Source organism: Achromobacter xylosoxidans, assembly GCF_001457475.1.
Taxonomy (GTDB): Bacteria; Pseudomonadota; Gammaproteobacteria; order Burkholderiales; family Burkholderiaceae_B; genus Achromobacter; species Achromobacter xylosoxidans.
On sequence record NZ_LN831029.1, the window covers coordinates 5,829,219 to 5,850,639 of the forward strand.

The following is a 21,421-nucleotide window of genomic DNA, read 5'->3' on the forward strand; positions in this document are numbered from 1 at the left end:
TTCTCTTGTCATGGCCCGGCGCCGGCAGTGCCGGGGCGGGCGCGAATGGGTATCGAGGCCCCGCGCAAAGCGTCCGGCCCGCCAATTACAATTAGAAAAGTTCGGCGCGCCGCTGCATATCACTGAAACTGGGTAATTGAGCGGACGCAATCAAAGCGGAAAATGTCCGTCGACCCGGTGGCGGGCGATTGTTGATGCACCGCAACCGCGTCTATGCTCCATGCGAGCGTTTGTGAAATAAATATGACCGGTCATCAAACCACCCTCCCCGTTTGATTAAGATCTCGGCTTTTGCCGTTGGACACCCGCCGCCATGTCGGAACAGGAATTGAAACTGCACGTGCCCACGGCTTCGCGCCAGGCCGTGCTGCGAGAGATCAAGCAACGCGAGGCGACCCGCATCCGCCTGCATGCGATGTACTTCGACACGCCCGAGCGCGAACTGGCGCGGGCACGCATCGCCATCCGCCTGCGCCAGGAAGGCCGCGACTGGGTGCAGACCCTGAAGATGCCCGGCATCAACGCCATCACCCGCATCGAACTGAACCACCCGCGCCCGGGCCCCGTGCTCGACCTGTCGGTCTATGCCGGCACCGAGGTCGAAGCGGCGCTTGCCGCCATCAAGGGCGAACTCGGCCTGCGCTATGAGACCGACGTGCAGCGCATGCTGCGCAAGGTGCGCACGCGCTACGGCACCGTCGAACTGGCCTACGACACCGGCATCCTGCGCGCCGGCGCGCTGGAACTGCCGATCTCCGAACTTGAATTCGAACTGGTCTCGGGCCGCCCCGCCGCCATCTTCGCGGTCGCGCGCGGCTGGCAGCAGCGCCACAGCCTGGTGCTGGACCCGCGCAGCAAGTCCGAGCGCGGCGACGCGCTGGCGCAATTGGCGCAACGCCTGGCCGACGTCGACGCCGTCCCGGGCGACGACCTCGACAGCCGCCGCGCCCAGGCCATCGCCCTGTTCTGGGCGCCGCGCGGCGCCGCGTCCGTCAAGCTGCGCGAGGACATGACGGCGGCGCAGGCCATGGGCCGCATCGCCGCCGAATGCCTCGATCAGATCGCCCGCAACGCGGCCGTGCTGGCCGAAGTCGACACCGAAGGCGTGTACCGCGCCGGCAACTCCGAACACGTGCACCAACTGCGCGTCGGCATCCGCCGCCTGCGCTCGGCCTGGAAACTGTTCGATGGCTGGATCGGGCCAGTCCCCGACGCCATCATGCAGGGCGTGCGCGCCCACTTCGCCGCCTTCGGCGCCAACCGCGACCAGGACGTGCTGAACGAAACCGTGGCGCCCGCGCTGATGCGCGCCGGCATGCCGGTCATCCCGATGGAAGCCGCGCCGCCCGAACAGGACGCTCGCGCCATCGCCGGCGGCAAGGCCTTCCAGGCCTGGCTGCTGGAACTGCTGGAATGGAGCCTGGACGTGCCGCCCGCGCTGCCCGCCAGCGACGGACAGCCCATCGCCAACGGCGTGCCCAGCGACGCGGCACCCGAACCCGCCATCCGCCTGGAAGGCGGCATCGCCGGCCCCAGCGTCAAGCCCACCATCATCCCCATGCTGGCGCCCGAGCCCGATCCGCAGCAACTGCACAAGCAGTTGGCGCGGCGCCTGCATCGCTGGCACAGCAAGGTGGCCGACCAGGGCACCCAGTTCGCCACGCTCGACATCCCCACGCGCCACGAACTGCGCAAGCGCGGTAAGCGCCTGCGCTACAGCCTGGCCTTCGCCGAATCGCTGCTGCCCCCGAGCAAGCTGCGCGGCTACCGCAAGCTGCTGTCGCGGGTGCAGGACATCCTGGGCGAGATCAACGACCTGGCCGTCGCCAAGGACTACTACGAGTCGTGTACGGCCACGCATCCGCAGGCCTGGTTCGCGCTGGGCTGGATCAGCGCGCGCCTGGAGGAACTGGCGGTGGACGCGCAACGCGCCTTCGACGACCTGGCAAGCAGCAAGCCGTTCTGGAAATAAGGCGACGCGGTCCCTCGCGGACCATACTTGCGCCCGCCACAAACGCCGCGCCCCACGCCTGCGATGCAGCAGACGTGGGGCGCGGTGTTTTCAGCGCCGGGCGCGAGGCCCGTGCGGGTATCAGCGGGACGAATCAGTCGGCCAGCAAGGCTCCGGCGAATTCGTCGGCCACGAACGGCTGCAGGTCTTCCAGGCTTTCGCCCACGCCGATCCAGTACACCGGGATCGGCCTCACGCCCTGGCTGCCCGCCGCCACCGCCGCCAGCGTGCCGCCCTTGGCGGTGCCGTCCAGCTTGGTCACGACCAGGCCCGTCAGGTTGATGGCCGCGTCGAACGCGCGGATCTGCGCCAACGCGTTCTGGCCGGTGTTGCCGTCCACCACCAGCAGCACCTCGTGCGGCGCGGCCGGGTCGGCCTTGCCGATGACGCGGCGGATCTTCTTCAGTTCTTCCATCAGGTGCAGCTGGGTCGGCAGGCGGCCGGCCGTGTCCACCATCACCACGCCCATGCCGCGCGCGCGGCCGGCGTTGACCGAGTCGAACGCCACCGCCGCCGGGTCGCCGCCATCCTGCGAGATCACGGTAACGTTGTTGCGGCTGCCCCATTCGATCAGCTGCTCGCGCGCGGCGGCGCGGAACGTGTCGCCCGCGGCCAGCAGCACGCTGGCGCCCTGGCGCTGGAAGGTATGCGCCAGCTTGCCGATGGACGTCGTCTTGCCCGCGCCGTTGACGCCCGCGATCATCACCACCAGCGGCTGCGCGCGCTTCAGGTCGAAGGCGCGCTCCAGCGGACGCAGGTGGTCGGCCAGCAGCTGACGCAGCGCGGCCTTGACCTTGGCCGGGTCCTCGATGCGTTCTTTCTTGACCCGCGCGCGCAGCGCGGTCAGCAGCTTCTCGGTGGCTTCCAGGCCGGCATCGGCCATAATGAGCGCCGATTCGAGTTCCTCGAACAGGTTCTCGTCGACCTTGACGCCGACGAAAATGCCGCCAATGCTCTGGCCGGTGCGCGACAGGCCCTGCTTGAGCCGCGACAGCCAGGACGCCTTCTTGGGCGCGGCTTCCGGTTCGGGCGCGGCAGGGGCCGGCACAATGGCGGCGGGAGCCGGGGCGACGACCGGCGCCGACGGCGTTGCGGCGGGCTGCGAAACCGCCGGCGCGGGAGCCACTGGCTGCTGCGGCACGGGCGCCGCGGCGACCTGCGCGGACACGGGCGCCGAGGCCTGCGGCTGCGGCACCACGGCCGGCGACGGTTGCGGCACGCTGGCCGACGCCGGCGCGGGCACCTCGGCGGACGGCACCGGCAGGGTCACCTCGGGCGTCGCGACGGGCGCGAATTCGCGCGCCGGAACGGCGGGTTCGACGGGCTGGGCGGGGACCTCGGCCTCGGCTTGCGGCGCGATCCCGGCGTCCACCTGCTCCGGCGGCGGCGCGGGCTGGGCCGGCGCGGCGGGCGGAGGGGATTTTTTCTTGAAGAAGCGGCTAAACATGGGTAACAAGTATATTCGTATCGTCGGGGGCCAATACCGGCGCACCCCTATCGTCGTGCCCGACGTGGAGACGCTCCGCCCGACGCCCGACCGGGTGCGGGAAACGCTGTTCAACTGGCTCAACCACCTGTGGGGCGGCGAATTCGCCGACAAGCAGGTGCTGGATCTGTTCGCCGGCAGCGGCGCCCTGGGTTTCGAGGCGGCCTCGCGCGGCGTGGCGCATGTGCAGATGGTCGAACGCGACAAGACCGCCGCGTCCGCGCTGCGGACACTGCGCGACAAGCTCAAAGCCGACATGATACGCATCCACGTGGGCGATGCGATGCAGGTCGCCGAAAGAATGGATGCGTCCCGATTTGACCTCATCCTCCTGGATCCGCCCTTCGGGCAGGGCTGGCTGCCGCGCCTGTGGCCGATCCTGCCCGGCATCCTGGCCGAGGGCGGACTGGTCTACGTCGAGGCCGAAAGCCCCATCGAGCCCCCCGAAGGATTCGAGATCCTGCGCCAGGACAAGGCCGGGGCGGTCCACTACCATCTGCTGGAATTTGCTGCATTGCGCAAATAGATCAATAATCCGAGCTTCGGAGGATGGTGTACACCACTAATAACGGTACGGAGCTCGCATGATCATCGCTGTTTACCCCGGCACTTTCGACCCGCTGACCAGAGGCCACGAAGACCTGGTCCGCCGCGCCGCCACGCTTTTCGACAAAGTCGTGGTCGGCATCGCGCACAGCCGCAACAAGAAGCCCTTCTTCAGCATCGACGAGCGCGTGGACATCGCGCGCGAAGTGCTGGGGCACTATCCCAACGTGGAAGTGCAGAGCTTCGGCGGCCTGCTCAAGGACTTCGTGCGCGACCAGGGCGGGCGCGTGATCGTGCGCGGCCTGCGCGCCGTGTCCGACTTCGAATACGAATTCCAGATGGCCGGCATGAACCGCCACCTGCTGCCCGACGTCGAGACCCTGTTCATGACGCCGTCGGATCAATACCAGTTCATCTCCGGCACCATCGTGCGCGAAATCGCCCAGCTGGGCGGCGACGTCAGCAAATTCGTGTTCCCGTCGGTGGAACGCTGGCTGCAGGAAAAGGCCAAGGAACGCCGCGAGCAATCCTGGCCGGGCTGAGCGTCCCGCTCTCCGCCTCACCGAACCCTCCCGGAGGGCGCCTTGCGCGCCCTCCCTGCATTTTGGCTGTCCGCACCGGCGGGCCATGGGCAGGTCGGCGCCAGGGGCTTGTCCGGGCCGGCGCGGGCCCGGCAGTACAATTGCAGTATCCCTGCCGGATTCCGTTGCCCCTCCATCATGGCCCTGACCATCACCGAAGAATGCATCAATTGCGACGTTTGCGAGCCCCAGTGCCCGAACGACGCGATTTCCATGGGCGAGGACTACTACGTCATCGACCCTGACCGCTGCACCGAATGCGTCGGCCACCACGACGAGCCGCAATGCAAGGTGGTCTGTCCGGTCGAATGCATCGAACTGCATCCGCAATGGAAGGAAGGCCAGGAACAACTGATGGCCAAGTACCGCCGCCTGACCGGTGCCGCATGAGCGACACCGCGCAACCCGTCTTCGATCCCCCCGCCACCCGCCCCAACGCCCGCCGCGACCTGTCCGCCTCGGCGATCGCGGCCGGCCTGGTCGCCGTGCTGGTCAGCTTCGGCGGCACCGCCGTGCTGATGGTGCAGGCCGGCCATGCCGCCGGCCTGGACGCCGCCCGCATCGGTTCGTGGATCGGCTCGCTCAGCCTGGTGCTGGGCGTGGGCGGCGCGGCCTACAGCCTGCGCACCGGCCTGCCCATCGTCATGGCCTGGTCCACCCCCGGCGCCGCGCTGCTGGTCACCGCGCTGGCCGGCGTGCCTTTTCCCGAAGCCATCGGCGCCTTCGTATTGGCCGCCGCGCTGACGCTGGCCTGCGGCCTGTTCGGCTGGATCGATCCCATCCTGCGCCGCATTCCCGGCGAGGTGGCCGCCGCCATGCTGGCCGGCGTGCTGCTCAACTTCGGCATGGGCATCTTCACCAACGTCGGCAAGCAGCCGGCGCTGGTGCTGGCCATGTGCGCCGCCTACCTGGTGTGCCGGCGCTGGGCGCCGCGCTACGCGGTGCTGGTGGTGATGGCGGTGGCGGTGGCCATGGCCGCCGGCCTGGGCCTGATCCAGTTCGACCAGCTCGACTGGCACCTGACCGAATTCGTCTGGACCACGCCCGTCTTCAGCATGCAGGCCGCGGTCAGCCTGGGCGTGCCGCTGTTCGTGGTGGCGATGGCCTCGCAGAACCTGCCCGGCCTGGCCATCCTGCAAGCCGCCGGCTACCGCCCGCCGGCCTCGCGGCTGGTGGCCGCCACCGGTTTGCTCGGCCTGCTGGCGGCGCCGTTCGGCGCCCACAGCGTCACGCTGGGCGCGATCAGCGCGGCCATCTGCACGGGTCCCGAAGCGCATGCCGAGCCGTCCAGGCGCTACATCGCGGCGGCCACCTACGGCGTGAGCTATTTCGCGCTGAGCATCGTGGCCGGCGCGGTCGCGGTGTTCTTCCAGGCGCTGCCCGCCGCGCTGCTGGCAGCCTTGGCCGGGCTGGCGCTGCTGGGCACCATCATGGGCGGCATGGCCGCCGCCATGGCCAATCCGCAGCGGCGCGAAGCCGCGCTCATCACGCTGCTGGCAACGGCGTCGGGCTTCAGTTTCTGGGGCATCGGTTCGGCCTTCTGGGGCCTGGTGGCAGGCCTGCTGGCCCACACCGTGTTCGAATACCGGCGCAAGCCGGCGGGCTGATGCGGCGTTCGTCCCGCGTTGACCCCGGGCGCGTCGCGCGGCCGTGCGCGGCCCGCCGCCAGGCTCAGTCCGGCCAGGCGGACACGGGCGTGTCCGGATGCACCTTCATGATGCGGCACGGCACCTGCACGAAATTCGAGATCCACGCCGCGGCCAGTTCGCCTTCGTCGATCACGTCGATGATCTGCTCGCCGACCTTCATGCTGTAGCGCACGCTGTCGTCGTCCTCGATCACGTCCAGCGGAATATCCATGCGCAGCATGCCCGGCGCGCGCAGCACCAGATAGCCCAGGCGCAGTTCCACCGTCACGTCGGCCAGCCGCGGGCACAGCTCGCGGTTGAGCCACTGGCCTGAATCATTGGCGACCAGCCACTGGCGGTGATAAGGCGCGGCCTCGGCCTGCGACGTCTCGCCGCATTGGGCAATGGGTTGGAAAGTGGCGCCGCTCATTTGCCCAGCAGGCCCTTGAGCGCCTTGTCCACCGCCGCGCCGCCCTTGCCCTTGCCGGTCACGGCTTCGCGCAGCTTGTTTTCCAGGCTGCGCTTGAGGATACCGGCAACCGCGTCCTTCCACAGCAGCGTGTAGGCAGGCTTGTCGAACGGCCCCTTGACCTGCACCGGGATGGTCACGTCCTTCAGGTCGATCAGTTCCTTGCCTTCCGGGTCGGCCGCCGGATTGACGACACGGGCGCGCGCCACCAGGTCCAGCTCGTTCTTGACGAAATCGATAGTGGCCGGCTCGCCCTGCGTCACGCGCAGCAGCGGCGACACCACGTTCAGCCGCTTCACGTTGGCCACACCCTTGGCAAATGCGAGATCGGCGTCCATTTCGGAGAAAGCGGTCTGCTTGCTGGTATCGGCCGCCACGGTCGCATCCTGCGATTCCGGCTTGAGCGCGGCCCTCAACTCGCGCAGGGTCTGCGTCAGGTTGATGCCCTTGACCGCGCCATCGCGCAGGCGCAGCTGCAGCGTGCCGCCCAGGCCGCTCTTCATTGCGTAGGCGTTGGCGCCGGCGGTCTTCAGGTCCAGCGCCAGGCTGCCCGTGCCGCTCAGCACGTTCTGCTGCGCCAGGTCCATCAACAGCGGCTCGATGGCGATGCCAGCTAGCGACATCTTGGTGGCGAGCTGATTGCCTTGCGCCGCATCCACCGACAACGCGCCGGCGAGCTTGCCGCCATACAGGCCGGCGGTCAGGCTGGAAATGTCGAGCTTGCCGCGATCCAGCTTGACGGCGGCGGCGACGTCGTCGGCCTTCAGGCCGCGCACCACCAGCTTGCCGACCTTGAGCGTGCCATTCACGCTCGGGCCGACCAGCGCCGACAGGTTGATCGAATCGTCCGCGGGCGCGGCCGGCGCCGGCTGGGCCGGCTTGGTCTCGTCCTTCTTGCCTTCGGCCGGCGGCTTGGCGGGCGCGGTGGCAGTGACCGGCGGCACCAGCTTGTCCAGGTCCAGCGTATCCACGGCCAGCGCGAAATTGACCTGCGGCGCATCGCTCAGCTTGGCGATGTCGGCGGTCAGGTCGAACTTGCCGCCTTCCAGCACGGCGTTGATCTTGCTGTTGGCAGTGTCCTTGAGCAGATCGACATTGAGGCTGCCGATCACCGGGATCTGCAGGCTGCCCTTGGGCAGGCCCGGATCGGTGATATTGACGTCGCCCCGCAAGCCGGACAGGCCGCCCTTGCGTTGCAGCAGGTTCAGCGACAGCGGCGAAGCGAAATTCAGCTTGACGACGCGCTCGCCTTTCTTGGAGGTGCTGTCGAGCTTGGCCTCCTTGATATCCAGCTCGGTGGCGTTGCCGCTGATGCCGTTCAGGCCAAAACTGGCGTCCAGGCCGCTGATGCGCACGCGGCCGGTCAAGGCCTCGCCCGTCGCCTGCGTCGGCGAGATGTTGAGCGCCGGGGCATCGACCGCGAATTCAAACGGGCCGTCGGCCACGCCGCCCTTGGCACGCACCGCCAGCTTCTCGATCTGCAACTGGCTCTTGTGGGGATCGATCGACAGCTTGGGCATGGCCACGCTGGCTTCGACATTCGTGGCGGGCGCGGCCGGATCGGTGACATCGCCCTGGAACACGACTTCCAGGCCGGCCACGTCCAGCGCCGACTTCTGGCCGTTGAACGCCAGGTTGCCGCGCACCGCCAGGCTCTTGGCCTGCGCGCCCGGCAACTTGCCATCCATGCGCAGGTCCAGCTTCTGGGCCGCATAGCGCTTGGCCGAAGGATCGAGCGTCAGCAACGCCTGGCCATTCAGATTGGCGTCCATGCGGGGGTTGCCGCCTTCGACGCGGGCCGTCAGCCGCACGTCGAACGGCTGGTTGAAGGTGACCCGGCCCGTATTGGCGTTGATCTTGGTCACCGCCACCGCCATGCCCGACATCTGGTCCTGCAGCTGGACTTCGCCGTCCTTCAGGTCCAGGCCGGCGATGTCGATCTGCATGTTGTTGCGCGATGGCGGCAAGGTGCCGCTGGTCAGGGCCTGCGCGGCGGTCTGCGCCGCGCCCGCGAGCGCTTCGGCGGGATTGGACGGCGTGGCCACCACCGGCGCGGTGCCGCCCACCAGGTTGCTGAAATTGAACTGGCCGTCCTTGTCGCGCACGACCCGCGCCTTGAAGCCGCTGATGGCGACGTGATCCACCACGAAGCTGTTCGACAGCAGCGGCCACACCGCCACCGCCAGGCGCGTGCTCTCGATGGAAGCGAACGTTTCGGTGCTATTGGCTTCGGACAGCGACACGCCCTGCACCGACAGGCCGATGCGCGGGAACAGCGACAACTCGATTTCGCCGTCGATCGTGAGCGTGCGGTGATAGCGTTCCTGGACCAGCTCTTCGAGCTTGTACTTGTACGCGTTGGGGTCGAACGTCAGCAAAAAGATGGCCAGGCCAACGACGGCCACGACAACCAACACCACCAGGCCTATCAGAATGCGCTTGAACCACGTTTTCATTGCCGCCCCGTCGGTACCTCGACTGGTAATCCTTGAATGCCATCCGCCGCGCCGGGCGCGGGAATGGTGCTTTGCCGCCGCGCCGCGCGCGTGGCTTCCTGATGTGTCCGTCTTCGATCGCGTGCCGCCGCGTGCGCCAAGCCGGGGGCCGGGGCGCCAAGCGGGGTGGAACTGCCATGGAAAGACCTGCTGAAGACGCCGGCATGACCAGCGTGCACATACCGCTATCGTAACAAATCGGGCCAGCCTGCGCGTCCGCCCCGAAACTGACGGTTTTCTGTCTTCGGGATTGTAGGGCTAGAATTATTGATCCATCAATCATTGATAGATCCAACAATGCCCGCCCCCGCTCCCAGCATGCCCTATTCACCCGGCCAGGTGCTTCCCTTCCGGCAGACCCTGCTCGCCATGCTGGGCATGTGCTTCGTCATGATGATGGTGGCCATCGACCAGACCGTGGTGGGCACCGCGCTGCCCACCATCGTGGCCGAACTCAAGGGCTTCGAGCTGTACGCATGGGTGGCCACGTCCTACCTGCTGACCTCGGTCATCACCGTGCCGATCTTCGGCCGGCTGGGCGACTACTACGGCCGCAAGCCCTTCGTGGTGGCGGCGATCGTGCTGTTCACGCTGGCCTCGGTGCTGTGCGGCGCGGCCGACAGCATGTTCACGCTGGTGCTGGCGCGGGCGCTGCAGGGCGTGGGCGGCGGCATGCTGGTGGGCACGGCGTTTGCCTCCATTCCCGACCTGTTCCCCGATCCGCACGTGCGGCTGCGCTGGCAGGTCATGCTCAGTTCGGCCTTCGGCATCGCCAATGCGGTGGGCCCGACGCTCGGCGGCGCGCTGACCGAGCACTACGGCTGGCGCTCCGTGTTCTACGTCAACCTGCCCATCGGCATCCTGGGCCTCTGGTTCGTGGCGCGCTACCTGCCGCACCTGCGCAACCATACTTCCGGCAAGGTGCGCCTGGATTGGCAAGGCGCGCTGCTGATCGCCGCCGCGCTCGGCAGCCTGCAACTGCTGGTGGAACTGCTGCCCAAGGAAGGCCTGAGCGCCACCATCGTGCTGCTGGCGGCTGGCAGCATCGCCGCCTTCGGCCTGCTGTTCTGGTGGGAGCGGCGCTGCCCGCACCCGCTGCTGCCGTTCGACATGTTCCGCAACCGCGGCCTGGCCATGCTGTTCATACTGGCGCTGCTGGTGGGCGTGACCATGTATTCGCTGCTGTTCTACGCGCCGCTGCTGCTGCAGGGCGGCTTCGGCCTGTCGCCGCAGGACGCCGGGCTGCTGATCACCCCAATGGTGGTCTTCATCACCGTGGGCAGCATCATCAATGGCCGCATCATCACCCGCATCCGCAACCCCAACCGCATGCTGTACGCGGGCTTCATCCTGATGGCGCTGTCCTGTCTGGGCATCGTCACCACCCACAACTACACCGCGCACGGCCTGATCGCCGCCTACATGCTCATGGCCGGGCTGGGCATGGGCTTCATCATGCCCAACCTGACCGTGTTCGCGCAGCAGACCGCCGGCCGCAGCCACCTGGGCATCGCCACCGCGCTGCTGCAATCGCTGCGCATGATCGGCGGCATGCTGGGCACGGCCGTGGTCGGCACCATGGTCAACCACAGCTATTTCAGCGGCGTCGAATCGACGCTGCGCGGCGCCTCGGCGCGCTGGCTGCCGCAGCTGGACGACCCGCAGATGCTGGTCAACCCCGAGGCCCAGACACAGTTCCTGGCACAATTGGCGCATCAAGGCCAGGATGGAACGTCGTTGATCGAGATCGCGCGGGTGGCGCTGGTCGGCGCCATCCACGAGGGGCAACTCATCGCCCTGGCGGTCGCGGTGCTGGCGCTGTGGTGCGTGCGGCGCGTCCCCCTGGTGCAATTGGCGCGCCCCGCCAAAACGGAGCCCGCCGCCGTCGGAGAGTAGCTTTTGCCCAAACAACAACAGGGCCTGCAGGTCATCCAGCACATGGGCCAGACCTACCGGGTCATGCAAAGCGCCTTCAGCGGCATGGTCGGCCACGCGCTGCCGCGCTGGCGCATCCTGCTGGCGCTGCATGAATGCGGCCAATGTTCGCAGAAGCACCTGGCCGAACGCTGCCGCCTCGACCCCGCTTCGCTCACCCGCCAGTTGCAGGCGATGCAGAAGCTCGGCTGGATCGCGCGCGCCGTCGATCCCGACGACAACCGCCTGACCAACGCCCGCCTCACGCCGGCCGGCCAGGCCGTGGTCGACGAAGCCCTGCCCAAGCGGGCGGCATTTTTCGACGAATCGCTCAAGGGGCTGTCGGCTTCGGATATCGACACGCTGAACCGCGTGCTCAACGTGCTGGAAGCCAACTTCCTGCGCGCGGCAGGCGGCAACAAGGGCGAATGACCGCGCGCGGGGCGCCCATGGCGGCGCTTCAACACCGTGGCCGAGCGCCTGCGCACCCGACAGCGTCGGGCTGGACCGCCTCTGCGATGAATTGCGCCGGTCCCGCCATCGATGAGCCGCCGATCGCCCCCTTCAGGGCTTTCCGCCCTCTCCAACGGTTTCCCCCGATTCAGGCGTTTCGTTGAGCGCCTGGCGCGCCAACGCGGCCCCAGCGTCCGCCCTCCACATTTGACATCCGAAAAGGTTATTGAATAACATTCAATTAATCTATTGAATGTTATTTCATTTTCCCGGAACCCGCACATGCCACCCGACCTCTTTCTTCGCGCCGTGCTGATCGGCGCCGGCGCCACGCTCGTCATGGACCTGTGGGCGCTGCTGCTCAAGCGCCTGTTCGGCCTGCCGTCGCTGGATTACGCCCTGGTCGGCCGCTGGCTCGGGCATCTGCCACGAGGGCGCCTGACCCACCCCGGCATCGCCCGCTCGGCGCCCGTAACCGGCGAACGCGCCCTCGGCTGGATCGCCCACTACGCCATCGGCATCCTGTTCGCCCTCCTGCTGCTGGCCATCTGGGGCCCGGCCTGGGCCGCGCGACCGACGCTGCTGCCGGCGCTGGCCGTCGGCATCGCCACGGTCGCGGCGCCCTTCCTGATCCTGCAACCCGGCATGGGCGCCGGCATCGCGGCGTCCAGGACCCCGAAACCCGGCGTGGCACGGCTGCGCAGCCTGATGGCGCATGCGTCGTTCGGCGTGGGGTTGTATCTGGCGGGATGGGCCGTGGCAAAGGCGTTGTAGGCCTGAAGCGGCGCACGCCTCCCGGTCGGCCCGGACAGCCTTGCCGCGCGCGCGTTTTGCCAATTCCGCCAAGGGCTTTTAAAGTATCGGCCTGGATCACATTCATCGAGGTATTCGTCCCATGCGCCATTGATGCCGCCGTCGCAATGACGGCCAGTCTCCACCCGCCCCCGTTCGCAGGGGGAGTTCCTGGCATCCCTGGAAGCATCACGCATGACGACTCCCTATCTCACGCTGGAAAGCGTGTCGTACCTGCTGCCTGACGGCAGCCCGCTTTTCTCCGAACTCGACGAAACCTTCGACGCGCGCCCCACCGGCCTGGTCGGGCGCAATGGCGTCGGCAAGACCGTGCTCGCGCGCATCCTGGCGGGGCAGTTGCCGCCGTCGAGCGGACGCTGCCTGCGATCAGGCAACGTCTTCTACCTGGCCCAACAGATTTCCCCGCCCGCCGGCGCCACCGTCGCCAGCCTGGCCGGCCTGCAAGCCACGCTGGACGCGCTGGCGCGCATCGAGGCCGGCAGCAGCGCGCCGGAAGACTTCGAGCGCGTCGGCGACCGCTGGGACATCCGCCAACGCCTGCAACACGCGCTGGAACGCGACGGCCTGGGCCATCTCGACGCCGCGACGCCGGCCAGCGCCCTCAGCGGCGGCGAAGCCATGCGCGTCGCGCTGGCCAGCGCCATGCTGTCCGAAGCCGAATTCCTCATCCTGGACGAACCCACCAACCACCTGGACCGCCGCAACCGCGAGGCACTGATCGAACAGCTGCGGCATTGGCCGCGCGGCTTGCTGGTCATCAGCCACGATCGGCAACTGCTCGACACCCTGGCGCGCATCGTGGAGCTGTCCTCGCTGGGCCTGCGCGGCTACGGCGGCAACTACAGTGCCTATGCCACAAGCAAAGAACATGAACGCGCCAACGCGCTGGAACGGCTGGAACACCGCAAGCTCGAACGCCGGCGCGAGGAGCAGGCGATGCAGGCCCAGCGCGAGCGGCAGGAGCGCCGCCAGGCGCGCGGCCGGCGGCACGGCAAGCAGGCCAACCAGGCCAGGATCCTGCTCGACCGGCAAAAGGGCCGCAGCGAGGATTCGGCCGGCAGGCTGAGGCAGCAACACGCAGTCGCCCACGAACGCTTGGCACAGGCCGTACGCGAGGCCGCGGAGCAAGTCGAACAGGACGCCGCAATCTCGCTGCATGCCCTACCCATCGCGCAAGCGGCGCAGCGGCGCGTGGCGCAACTGGACCACGTCACGCTGCCTTTCATCGTGGCGCCCACCCGCCATGTCAGCCTTCAGCTGGGCGGACAGCAACGCGTCGCGGTGACCGGCCCCAACGGCTGCGGCAAATCGACCCTGCTCAAGGTGCTGGCGGGCCAACTCGCGCCCTTGTCGGGCGAGAGGAAGGCGGCGCCCGAAAGCGTCTACCTCGACCAGCGGCTGGCCGGCCTGGCACCGGAGCGGCCCGTGCTCGAACAGCTGCAGGCCGCCAACCCCAACCTGGCCGAAGGCGAACTGCGCGCGCGCCTGGCCCACCTCGGCCTGGATGCGCGCAAGATCCTGGCGCCCAGCGGCTCGCTCAGTGGCGGCGAACGCCTGAAGGCGGCGCTGGCTTGCGCGCTCTACGCCGATCCGCCGCCGTGCCTGTTGCTGCTGGACGAACCGGGCAATCACCTCGACCTGCCCTCCATGCTTGCCCTGGAAAGCATGCTGCGCGGCTATCCGGGCGCGCTGGTCGTGGTGTCGCACGACGAGGCGTTCCTGGACAACCTGGCGCTCACGGACAGGTTGCGGGCCACGCAAGGGGGTTGGCAGCTGGAACCGTGGTGAGCCCACACGATAACGATGCGTCGGCATGGCGATGAGGCCCCGCACTCCTCGCCATCGCCCCGCCCGCTCCCGTTCGCGCGGCTTCGCCATGCCCCTTAAACAAGTCTTCTTTTGCCGGCCCTGTGCGCGTTATGCGATCCAACCCGGGGGATATCCGGCATATTCCCTGGCAGCCATTCTCAATAAATAAAAATGCAAATCAATGGCGCTTCTTTTTCCAATATGAACAGGGATGAATTGTCATGCATCACCACTCGTCAGGCTCGTCCGCACTGCTTGGCCTGATCACGCTTGCCCTGGCATCCGCTGCCGCCCCGGTCCAGGCGCGGCAGCCGGATGCCGCCGGCAACACGTCGTCCGCACCGGCCACGCTGCCGGCCATTGAAGTGAGCGGGCAAGCCGACGAGCCCACCGAGGCGACACGCTCCTATACCGTGCCCTCGACCCGCGCCTCGACCGGCCTGACACTGAGTCCGAAGGAAACGCCCCAGTCCGTGTCGGTGGTGACCCGCCAGCAGATGGACGACCAGGGCATGCAGTCCATCGGCGACGTCCTGGGCAGCACCACGGGCATCACTTTCGTCGAGTTGGACAACGGCGGGCGCACCACCTACCGGGCCCGCGGATTCAACATCACCAACTACAAGGTCGATGGCCTGTCGATCATCGGCGGGTCCTCGTTCAACGGCGGCGGCAGCGGCGCGATCAACATGGATCTCTACGACCGCGTCAGCATCGTGCGCGGCGCGAACGGATTGTTGGGCGGCACCGGCGATCCCTCCGCCACCGTAGACCTGGTGCGCAAGCGCCCTGGCCGCGCGCTCGGCGCGAGCCTGACCGTGCGCACCGGAAGCTGGAACAAGAAGAATGCCGTCGGCGACATCAACATACCGCTGGCGGCGGACGGTCGCGTCCGCTCGCGCCTGGTATTCAGCGGCGAGAACTCCGACGGGTTCCGCGACCACTCGAGCATCGAACGGCAGGGGTTCCTGGCCAGCTTCGCCATGGATGTGACGGACCGCACGCAGGTCGGCCTGGGCTTCCAGTACGAGCACAGCATCTTCCACGGCGCCTCCTGGGGCGCCAACGTGCCCGCCTGGTTCGCGGACGGCTCGCCGACCCATTTCCGCCGCAGCCTCAACCTGGCGGCGGACTGGAGCAAGAGCGACATGGAAGCGAAGACGCTGTTCGCCTCGCTCGACCATCGCTTCGACAACGACTGGAAGCTGCGCGCCGATTATGCCCACACCTCGCGCGCGGACCTGAACAACAAGGGCGCGGTCAAGGTCAACAATGGCAAGGTCCGCTGGCCCCACTGGAAGCAGGACGGCAGCGGCGCCTACCTCAATGCCATCCATTCGGAGACGGAAGGCGAAACCGACGCGTTCTCGCTGGATCTGTCGGGGCCCCTGGAACTGTTCGGACGCCAGCATGAACTGCTCGTCGGCCTGAACGGCTCGCGCATGGACGAACCATCCTGGACCTTCAACAGCAGCAACTGCAGCATCGACGGCATCGCCGGCTTCAAGGGCCGCTGCCAATACCGCACCGAGCTGCCCGTCGCGGATTGGCGCGCCTGGCGCGGCGACGAATACGGCAACATCCGCGCGTTCCGCACCGACGCCCGCCGCGTCACCCGGACAACACTCTATGGCGGCTACGTCGCGGGACGCTTCGAGCTCGCCGACGACCTGACCCTGATCACCGGGCTGCGCCGCAGCGTCTACCAGATCCACAGCGACAACTACAACGCGGCGGGCGTCCGCGGCGCGCGCACCGGCGAAAACGCCGCTCGCGCCTGGACGCCCTACTACGGCCTCGTCTATGGATTGACACCGACCTACTCGGTCTACGCCAGCTACACCGATGTCTTCACGCCGCAGACCAACAAGAACGAAAGCGGCGACACCCTCAAGCCCATCACGGGCGCCAGCTACGAGGCCGGCATCAAGGGCGAATGGTTCAACGGCGCGCTCAATGCCGCCGTGTCGGCATTCCGCAGCCAGCAGAAGAACGTCGCCCTGAAAGACGGCGACAGCTTGACGCCCGATGGCGACCAGGCCTACCGGCCCGGCACCGGCGTCACCGTCAAGGGCCTCGACGCCGAGATCGCCGGCGCCGTGACGGCCGCATGGAACGTCTATCTGGGCTACACCTACCTGGACGTCGGCAACAAGGACACCGCCGAGCGTCCCGACCCGCGCCATCTGCTGCGGCTGAACACCACCTACCGGCTGCAGGGAATGCTGCGAGGGCTGACCATCGGCGGCGGCCTGACCTGGCAAGGCAAGACGGTGTCCGAGCCCTACCCCGGCCGGCCGGATGGCCATGGCGGCTTCGACGACTCGCCGATTCCCCTGAAGGGCTATGCGCTGTTCAACGCGATGGCGCGCTACGACATCAACCGCCATCTGTCGGCCATGCTGAACGTCAGCAATCTGTTCGACAAGACGTACTACCGGCAGTATGGGTTCTATAACGGATTGATCTATGGCGAGCCGCGGCGGGTGACGTTGAGCTTGCAGGCGAGGTTCTAAATACTGCGCTACCCGTGTCGGAGGAGTACGTACTCCACCAACCGCCTGCGCCGGTCCCTTACCGGCGCAGGCGGATTCGCGCCCTCGTCAGCCTCATATATTTTTAATGCACGCAAGCATTCGGCGGTGTGCTTATTCATGCTCGCCTCCCAGTTCTCGCTCGATCTGTTCGATGCTAGGCAGGCTGGTTTGCAGCTCTTCAGGCAAGGATTCCAACAGTTTGTACTCGGCAATACCCATGGGTTGTGTTTTGTCACCCAAGGCGTATTCGGCCACCACCTTGTTTTTGCTCTTGCATAGCAGCAGGCCAATGGTGGGGTTGTCCTGTTCGTGCTTGACCTGACGATCCACAGTGGTGAGGTAAAAACCCAGTTGCCCCAGATGCTCTGGCCTGAAGGCGCCTCCCTTGAGTTCGATGACGACGTAACAGCGCAGCTTCAGGTGATAGAACAGCAGGTCGATGAAGAATTCGTCACCTCCCACGTTCAGCAACACTTGCCGCCCAACGAAGGCAAAACCCGCGCCCAGTTCCAGCAGGAACTCGGTAACGTGTTTGACCAGGGCGTTTTCGATTGCCTGTTCCTGCGCTTCCTCGGTCAGGCCAAGAAAGTCAAAACGGTAGGGGTCTTTCAGCGACTCGCGTGCAAGGTCGGATTGGGGTGCGGGCAAGCGCGTGTCGAAATTGGTGACGGCCTGACCATTGCGTTCCAGCAGCCTGGCTTCAATCTGCATAACCAGCACATTGCGCGACCAACCATGCTCGATGGCCCGAGCAGCATACCAACGGCGGGCTTCATGGCTGGGCAGCTTGTCCAGCAACGCCAGTTGGTGATACCAGGGCAATTGTGCAAGCACCTCTTGCACAAATGAAGCATCCGGCCAGGCTTGGGCAAAGGCACGCATGTACTTGAGGTTGCGCGGGGAAAACCCTTTCATGTCAGGGAAAGCGGTGCGCAGGTCATGGGCCAGCCGCTCAATAACCTTGGCTCCCCAGCCTTGTTCGGTCTGCCGTTGCAAGATGTCCTGACCGATCTGCCAGTAGAGCAGCACCAACTCGCGATTGACCGCACGCGCCGCCTGCTGTTGAGCCGTGGAAATGCGGACTTTCAGCTCTCCCAGCCAGTGGTCGTAGCCTTCGGGCACGGACATCAAGGAGGCGGGCTTGTCACTCATGCTGCGTCTCCGCTGGTGGCATTGAGCGCGGCCAGTAGTTCTGTTTTCAGCGCCCGTTGTGCCTCGGCGAGTTGCCGGGTGATTTGCTGGTATTCGGCCATTGGCTCATTCGGATCACCATACTCGACGGCTACTTCATGCGGGTCTTGCAGGAATAGCTCGTGATCCGATGATATCTTGACATGTGAATGCATCATTTCAAGATGAACACAGCCGGAAGGCAACACCAATTCAGCAGGTGTCGCATCTCACAACGTTCAAATGGGGTAATTCTCCGACTCATTACCCTCATTGGCGGATTCATTACCGCTATTCGACGGCCATCGAATAAGTGGCCGACTTGGGCTATTCACGCCAGCCAGCCCCTCAGAACGCCCCCCCAGTCAAAGCCGCGCGACGACAGACACATCCACCCTCAACTTCAACGCGGTCGTCCAGAGTCGGACGAGCAATTGGAGCTCGGCGGACCATAACGATGGTTTGAGAGACCTTTCACAACCACCATGGACTGCCGAGCACCCCGCAATTAACCAGGAATGGACCGCCCCGTCAGACGTTGATCACACGTTTAAACGTTGATCGGTCGGCAAAGGGCCGTGAATGCTAGGTTTCGCGGGGAAATCAGGCCACGGCCTTTGCGGGAATCGCTGGAAGTACCCCCAGTTGTACCCCTATAGGGGTATCGGGATGATAGATCAGTCTGGATGCGGGTGCCAGCGCTGCGCCTGCCGGATAAAACGGGTATGGCGCAGACCGCATTGTTAGCTGACGCATGGAGCGGTACGCGATGAGATGCAGGGGAACGGGCCGCTGTGGCCCAGACCTTGGAGAACTCTCATGGCAGACCATCACACCGTCCACAACCCGCTGGGGCAAGACGCCCTGTTCACTACGCCGGCCTCGCTCATGCTGGATGCACGTCTCACGCCGCTGGAGCGCAATGGCTGGCAGGTGCTGCGCATGCTGCGCTCTGCGGAGGGCATCAGTCCGCTGGCGAATCTGGGGCAGTTGCGCCGCTATCTCACTTCCACCCCGCTGGGGCAGAGGGCCGGCTACGAGACGGCCCGGCGCGTCCTCGTTGTGCTTCGGCTGACAGGCTGGATCAGCTTGGTAGGCCAGCACCGCGATCCTCTAACCGGCCATGTGCTCAGCGAGCTGTATCAGGTTCACGAAAGCGCCCTGCACTTCCAGCAGGCCTGCGCGCTCGATGTCAGTCTGTCCGCGCTTCTGCAAGCCTCTATCGGCCACGAAAACAACCAGGTGGATCGGGTGGCCGTCCACATTCAGGCAACGCTGGCGCAGGCACCTGAAGCCGCTTCCATTGCGACCCACGATCAGCGCGGCGATGACGATGATTTGCCCCCTGCGCCGCCGTCGCAGGCGAGCGAAGCAGCCGACCCACTGCCATTATCTGGCGATTCCGCTGGCAGCACGCTTGTTCCGCAACAGACCGGACACGCTCGCCACATGACGGCTGAGCAGAGCAGTACGTATAAGACGTATATGTATAAAAAAGAACGTACGTACCGCGCGCGCGAGGGCGACGGCGATTCGGCATCGCAGTCGGTGAGCTTGCCGCCTTGCCTGAGCAATGCCCAGGCAGATCAGCAAAAGGACGTGCAGGCCGCCTTGCGGCGGCTACCGCCGCAGCATCGCCAGGAAGTGCTCGACGAGTTGCAGGCACGCAGCCAGAGCGGCACAGTGCGCAATGTCGTGGCCTACTTCTTCGCCTTGGTGAAGCGTGTTTTTGCGGGCGAGTTCCGCTTGTGGGCGGGCCGTAAGGCGACATCTGCCGCCCCACGGACTGCCGAGAATCGGCCTGCTGGTGTGCCACGCACCGAACACCGCCCAGAACCGACTGCGCAACCGGCATCGCGTGAAACCGCCCTGGCGCACATCGCCAACATCCGCAAGATGCTGAACGCCTCGACGAACGCTGGGGACATCGCAGCACAGGCAATGCAGGCCAAGGGATGGCAGCCCCATCCTGCGTAGCAAATGCTGCCGCGAAACGGGTCGTCACTGCACGCCGCAGTGACGACCCGCGCCACATCACCAACAATGCGGGCAAAAGCCAGTTCCTATTGCGTGCGGCCTACATGATGATGTCCGCACTACATTGACCGAGCAATTGCCAAGACCGATGGGCTTCGTACATCGGCAACCCCAACAGCGCAGGTTCCTGCAAGCGCTGGCCCGACAGGGTAGAACCACCCCAGGTATGCCCAGGCTCCGACCGCATACCGGCCCTCCCCAGGGCAGAGCCTTCTTCGTCTGTGTGAACTCATCCCTACCGCGCCGCCTGGCGCACTGTCCTTTGCGGCAATTGCCTGTGTGCATCGCACAGGGCTCCCGCTGCATTTCTCATCCTACTCACTTCATAGGAGGACTCGTCCACGTTCGCATTACTCTCGTCTTGTAGTACCTCCGTCCGGGCTTCCAGCAGGGAGCAAGACGGATGCCTCATTCGAGGCCCTGGTGTCTCCTCCTGAACACCATGCCCTTGCCCTCACGGGATCTCGCCTTGGCGAGTTGGCACCAACACTAACCATTGAGTTTCAGGACAACGCAGTACGGCGCTTTGCTTGGAGGCCGGACGATGGACGATCTGACCTATACCCTGCGGCAGCTCTGCCAGCGCAACCGTGACGGAGGCTACACCACGCAGGCCGACAGGATGCGTTCGCTGTCGCTGGCAGCGCGGCAACTGCGCGAGGCCGGTTTCCGGCAGATGAAGGCCTCGTCGCTCAAGGGCAAGCATGTCCAGGCGCTGCTGGATCGCTGGCAAGGCGAAGGTTTGTCGTCTGGCACTATCAAGAATCGGCTTTCTCACCTGCGCTGGTGGGCGGAGAAGATCGGCAAGGCCGGCATCCTGCCCTCGGACAACACACAACTTGGTGTGCCCGAGCTTCGCTATGTGACCAACGTCAGCAAGGCCAGGGAACTGGGCACAGGTCTTGAACAGATTACCGATGTCCACGTGCGCATGAGCCTTCAGCTACAGGCCGCCTTCGGATTACGTCGGGAGGAAGCGATCAAGTTCCAGCCCAGTTACGCAGATCGGGGCGACCACATCGCCCTCAAGGGATCGTGGACCAAGGGCGGTCGGGAGCGGACTGTGCCCATCACCACGACAGAGCAACGTGACGCGCTCCACGCAGCACACCGCCTGGCGGGCACAGGGTCACCGATCCCGGCAAACAAGACCTACATCCAGCATCGGCACGTCTACGATGGACAATGCAAGGCGGCGGGTCTGAGCCATATGCATGGGCTGCGGCATCGGTATGCACAGATGCGATATGAAACATTGACGGGGTGGAAGCCTCCGGCAACAGGCGGTCCTGGCACGGCACAACTCGACCTATCACAACGCCTGGCCGACCAACATGTTCGGCAGCAAATCAGTCGTGAACTTGGGCACGGGCGAGTCAAGGTGACAGCGATATATCTGGGAAGCTAAGGTTTACTTTTCCGGACCTGCCACTGTATCCAAACTCGCGGCTCTGGAATCCAGCCACCAGCTT

16 protein-coding genes are annotated in these 21,421 nt (G+C 66.0%); 12 read left to right on the forward strand and 4 right to left on the reverse strand.

The annotated features are described in order from the left end of the window. The first annotated feature begins 313 nt into the window (after nt 1–313). Nucleotides 314–1,972: a CYTH and CHAD domain-containing protein gene (locus AT699_RS26355; protein ID WP_024070383.1), complete on the forward strand. Its 1,659-nt coding sequence runs from the start codon at nt 314–316 to the stop codon at nt 1,970–1,972. Between the two features lie 133 nt (nt 1,973–2,105). Here AT699_RS26355 and ftsY read toward each other — a convergent pair whose 3' ends face one another. Continuing rightward, a complete protein-coding gene (gene ftsY / locus AT699_RS26360) occupies nt 2,106–3,458 on the reverse strand; it encodes a signal recognition particle-docking protein FtsY (protein ID WP_024070384.1) in 1,353 nt (450 codons plus the stop codon). Here ftsY and rsmD point away from each other — a divergent pair. The 4 genes from rsmD to AT699_RS26380 all read left to right on the forward strand — a co-directional run bounded on the left by rsmD (nt 3,457) and on the right by AT699_RS26380 (nt 6,231). Then, nucleotides 3,457–4,023, forward strand: coding sequence for a 16S rRNA (guanine(966)-N(2))-methyltransferase RsmD (gene rsmD / locus AT699_RS26365; protein WP_006385943.1), 567 nt, complete (start codon nt 3,457–3,459; stop codon nt 4,021–4,023). The two genes, ftsY and rsmD, sit on opposite strands and share 2 nt — an antisense overlap. A 58-nt stretch (nt 4,024–4,081) precedes the next feature. After that, nucleotides 4,082–4,585 (forward strand): pantetheine-phosphate adenylyltransferase, encoded by a 504-nt coding sequence (coaD, locus tag AT699_RS26370; protein ID WP_006385942.1) that lies wholly within the window; start codon nt 4,082–4,084, stop codon nt 4,583–4,585. A gap of 177 nt (nt 4,586–4,762) precedes the next feature. Then, a complete protein-coding gene (locus tag AT699_RS26375) occupies nt 4,763–5,014 on the forward strand; it encodes a YfhL family 4Fe-4S dicluster ferredoxin (protein WP_006385941.1) in 252 nt (83 codons plus the stop codon). After that, entirely contained in the window at nt 5,011–6,231 is a 1,221-nt protein-coding gene (locus AT699_RS26380; protein ID WP_024070385.1) for a benzoate/H(+) symporter BenE family transporter, read from the forward strand. Before AT699_RS26375 ends, AT699_RS26380 begins: the two co-directional genes overlap by 4 nt. A gap of 64 nt (nt 6,232–6,295) precedes the next feature. Here AT699_RS26380 and AT699_RS26385 read toward each other — a convergent pair whose 3' ends face one another. Both AT699_RS26385 and AT699_RS26390 read right to left on the reverse strand, forming a co-directional pair. Next, nucleotides 6,296–6,682 (reverse strand): MOSC N-terminal beta barrel domain-containing protein, encoded by a 387-nt coding sequence (locus AT699_RS26385; RefSeq protein WP_006385939.1) that lies wholly within the window; start codon nt 6,680–6,682, stop codon nt 6,296–6,298. After that, nucleotides 6,679–9,177, reverse strand: a complete 2,499-nt coding sequence (locus AT699_RS26390; protein ID WP_020926347.1) for an AsmA family protein — start codon at nt 9,175–9,177, stop codon at nt 6,679–6,681. Before AT699_RS26390 ends, AT699_RS26385 begins: the two co-directional genes overlap by 4 nt. A 336-nt stretch (nt 9,178–9,513) precedes the next feature. Between AT699_RS26390 and AT699_RS26395 the strand changes: the two genes are divergently transcribed. The 5 genes from AT699_RS26395 (at nt 9,514) to AT699_RS26415 (ending at nt 16,721) form a co-directional block, all read left to right on the forward strand. After that, nucleotides 9,514–11,112, forward strand: a complete 1,599-nt coding sequence (locus AT699_RS26395) for an MDR family MFS transporter (RefSeq protein ID WP_020926346.1) — start codon at nt 9,514–9,516, stop codon at nt 11,110–11,112. A 3-nt stretch (nt 11,113–11,115) separates the two neighbouring features. Beyond that, a complete protein-coding gene (locus AT699_RS26400) occupies nt 11,116–11,562 on the forward strand; it encodes a MarR family winged helix-turn-helix transcriptional regulator (protein WP_006385936.1) in 447 nt (148 codons plus the stop codon). 303 nt (nt 11,563–11,865) lie between these two features. Next, nucleotides 11,866–12,357, forward strand: a complete 492-nt coding sequence (locus AT699_RS26405) for a DUF2938 domain-containing protein (RefSeq protein ID WP_024070386.1) — start codon at nt 11,866–11,868, stop codon at nt 12,355–12,357. A 213-nt stretch (nt 12,358–12,570) separates the two neighbouring features. Continuing rightward, nucleotides 12,571–14,184: an ABC-F family ATP-binding cassette domain-containing protein gene (locus AT699_RS26410; RefSeq protein ID WP_024070387.1), complete on the forward strand. Its 1,614-nt coding sequence runs from the start codon at nt 12,571–12,573 to the stop codon at nt 14,182–14,184. A 242-nt stretch (nt 14,185–14,426) separates the two neighbouring features. Beyond that, complete coding sequence (locus AT699_RS26415) at nt 14,427–16,721, forward strand: TonB-dependent siderophore receptor (RefSeq protein WP_024070388.1); 2,295 nt, start codon at nt 14,427–14,429, stop codon at nt 16,719–16,721. 132 nt (nt 16,722–16,853) lie between these two features. Here the strand turns inward: AT699_RS26415 and AT699_RS26420 are convergent, their stop codons facing one another. Further along, nucleotides 16,854–17,894, reverse strand: a complete 1,041-nt coding sequence (locus AT699_RS26420; protein WP_024070389.1) for a PDDEXK nuclease domain-containing protein — start codon at nt 17,892–17,894, stop codon at nt 16,854–16,856. 837 nt (nt 17,895–18,731) lie between these two features. On the opposite strand from AT699_RS26420, the gene AT699_RS26425 reads away from it, so the two are divergent. Together AT699_RS26425 and AT699_RS26430 are read left to right on the forward strand one after the other, a co-directional pair. Next, on the forward strand, nt 18,732–19,889 hold the full coding sequence (locus AT699_RS26425) for an STY4528 family pathogenicity island replication protein (RefSeq protein ID WP_058207488.1): 1,158 nt from the start codon (nt 18,732–18,734) through the stop codon (nt 19,887–19,889). Nucleotides 19,890–20,493: 604 nt separating this feature from the next. After that, nucleotides 20,494–21,357 carry an integrase domain-containing protein gene (locus AT699_RS26430; RefSeq protein ID WP_024070391.1) on the forward strand — a complete coding sequence of 288 codons (864 nt, stop codon included), beginning with the start codon at nt 20,494–20,496 and terminating at the stop codon, nt 21,355–21,357. Nucleotides 21,358–21,421 lie beyond the last annotated feature (64 nt).

Coding starts and splice junctions, on each gene's coding strand:
- AT699_RS26425 (WP_058207488.1), top strand. CDS start 18,732: ATGGCAGACCATCACACCGTCCACAACCCGCTGGGGCAAGACGCCCTG.
- AT699_RS26385 (WP_006385939.1), bottom strand. CDS start 6,682: ATGAGCGGCGCCACTTTCCAACCCATTGCCCAATGCGGCGAGACGTCG.
- AT699_RS26390 (WP_020926347.1), bottom strand. CDS start 9,177: ATGAAAACGTGGTTCAAGCGCATTCTGATAGGCCTGGTGGTGTTGGTT.
- AT699_RS26380 (WP_024070385.1), top strand. CDS start 5,011: ATGAGCGACACCGCGCAACCCGTCTTCGATCCCCCCGCCACCCGCCCC.
- AT699_RS26415 (WP_024070388.1), top strand. CDS start 14,427: ATGCATCACCACTCGTCAGGCTCGTCCGCACTGCTTGGCCTGATCACG.
- AT699_RS26355 (WP_024070383.1), top strand. CDS start 314: ATGTCGGAACAGGAATTGAAACTGCACGTGCCCACGGCTTCGCGCCAG.
- rsmD (WP_006385943.1), top strand. CDS start 3,457: ATGGGTAACAAGTATATTCGTATCGTCGGGGGCCAATACCGGCGCACC.
- coaD (WP_006385942.1), top strand. CDS start 4,082: ATGATCATCGCTGTTTACCCCGGCACTTTCGACCCGCTGACCAGAGGC.
- AT699_RS26430 (WP_024070391.1), top strand. CDS start 20,494: ATGGACGATCTGACCTATACCCTGCGGCAGCTCTGCCAGCGCAACCGT.
- AT699_RS26375 (WP_006385941.1), top strand. CDS start 4,763: ATGGCCCTGACCATCACCGAAGAATGCATCAATTGCGACGTTTGCGAG.
- AT699_RS26410 (WP_024070387.1), top strand. CDS start 12,571: ATGACGACTCCCTATCTCACGCTGGAAAGCGTGTCGTACCTGCTGCCT.
- AT699_RS26395 (WP_020926346.1), top strand. CDS start 9,514: ATGCCCGCCCCCGCTCCCAGCATGCCCTATTCACCCGGCCAGGTGCTT.
- ftsY (WP_024070384.1), bottom strand. CDS start 3,458: ATGTTTAGCCGCTTCTTCAAGAAAAAATCCCCTCCGCCCGCCGCGCCG.
- AT699_RS26420 (WP_024070389.1), bottom strand. CDS start 17,894: ATGAGTGACAAGCCCGCCTCCTTGATGTCCGTGCCCGAAGGCTACGAC.
- AT699_RS26405 (WP_024070386.1), top strand. CDS start 11,866: ATGCCACCCGACCTCTTTCTTCGCGCCGTGCTGATCGGCGCCGGCGCC.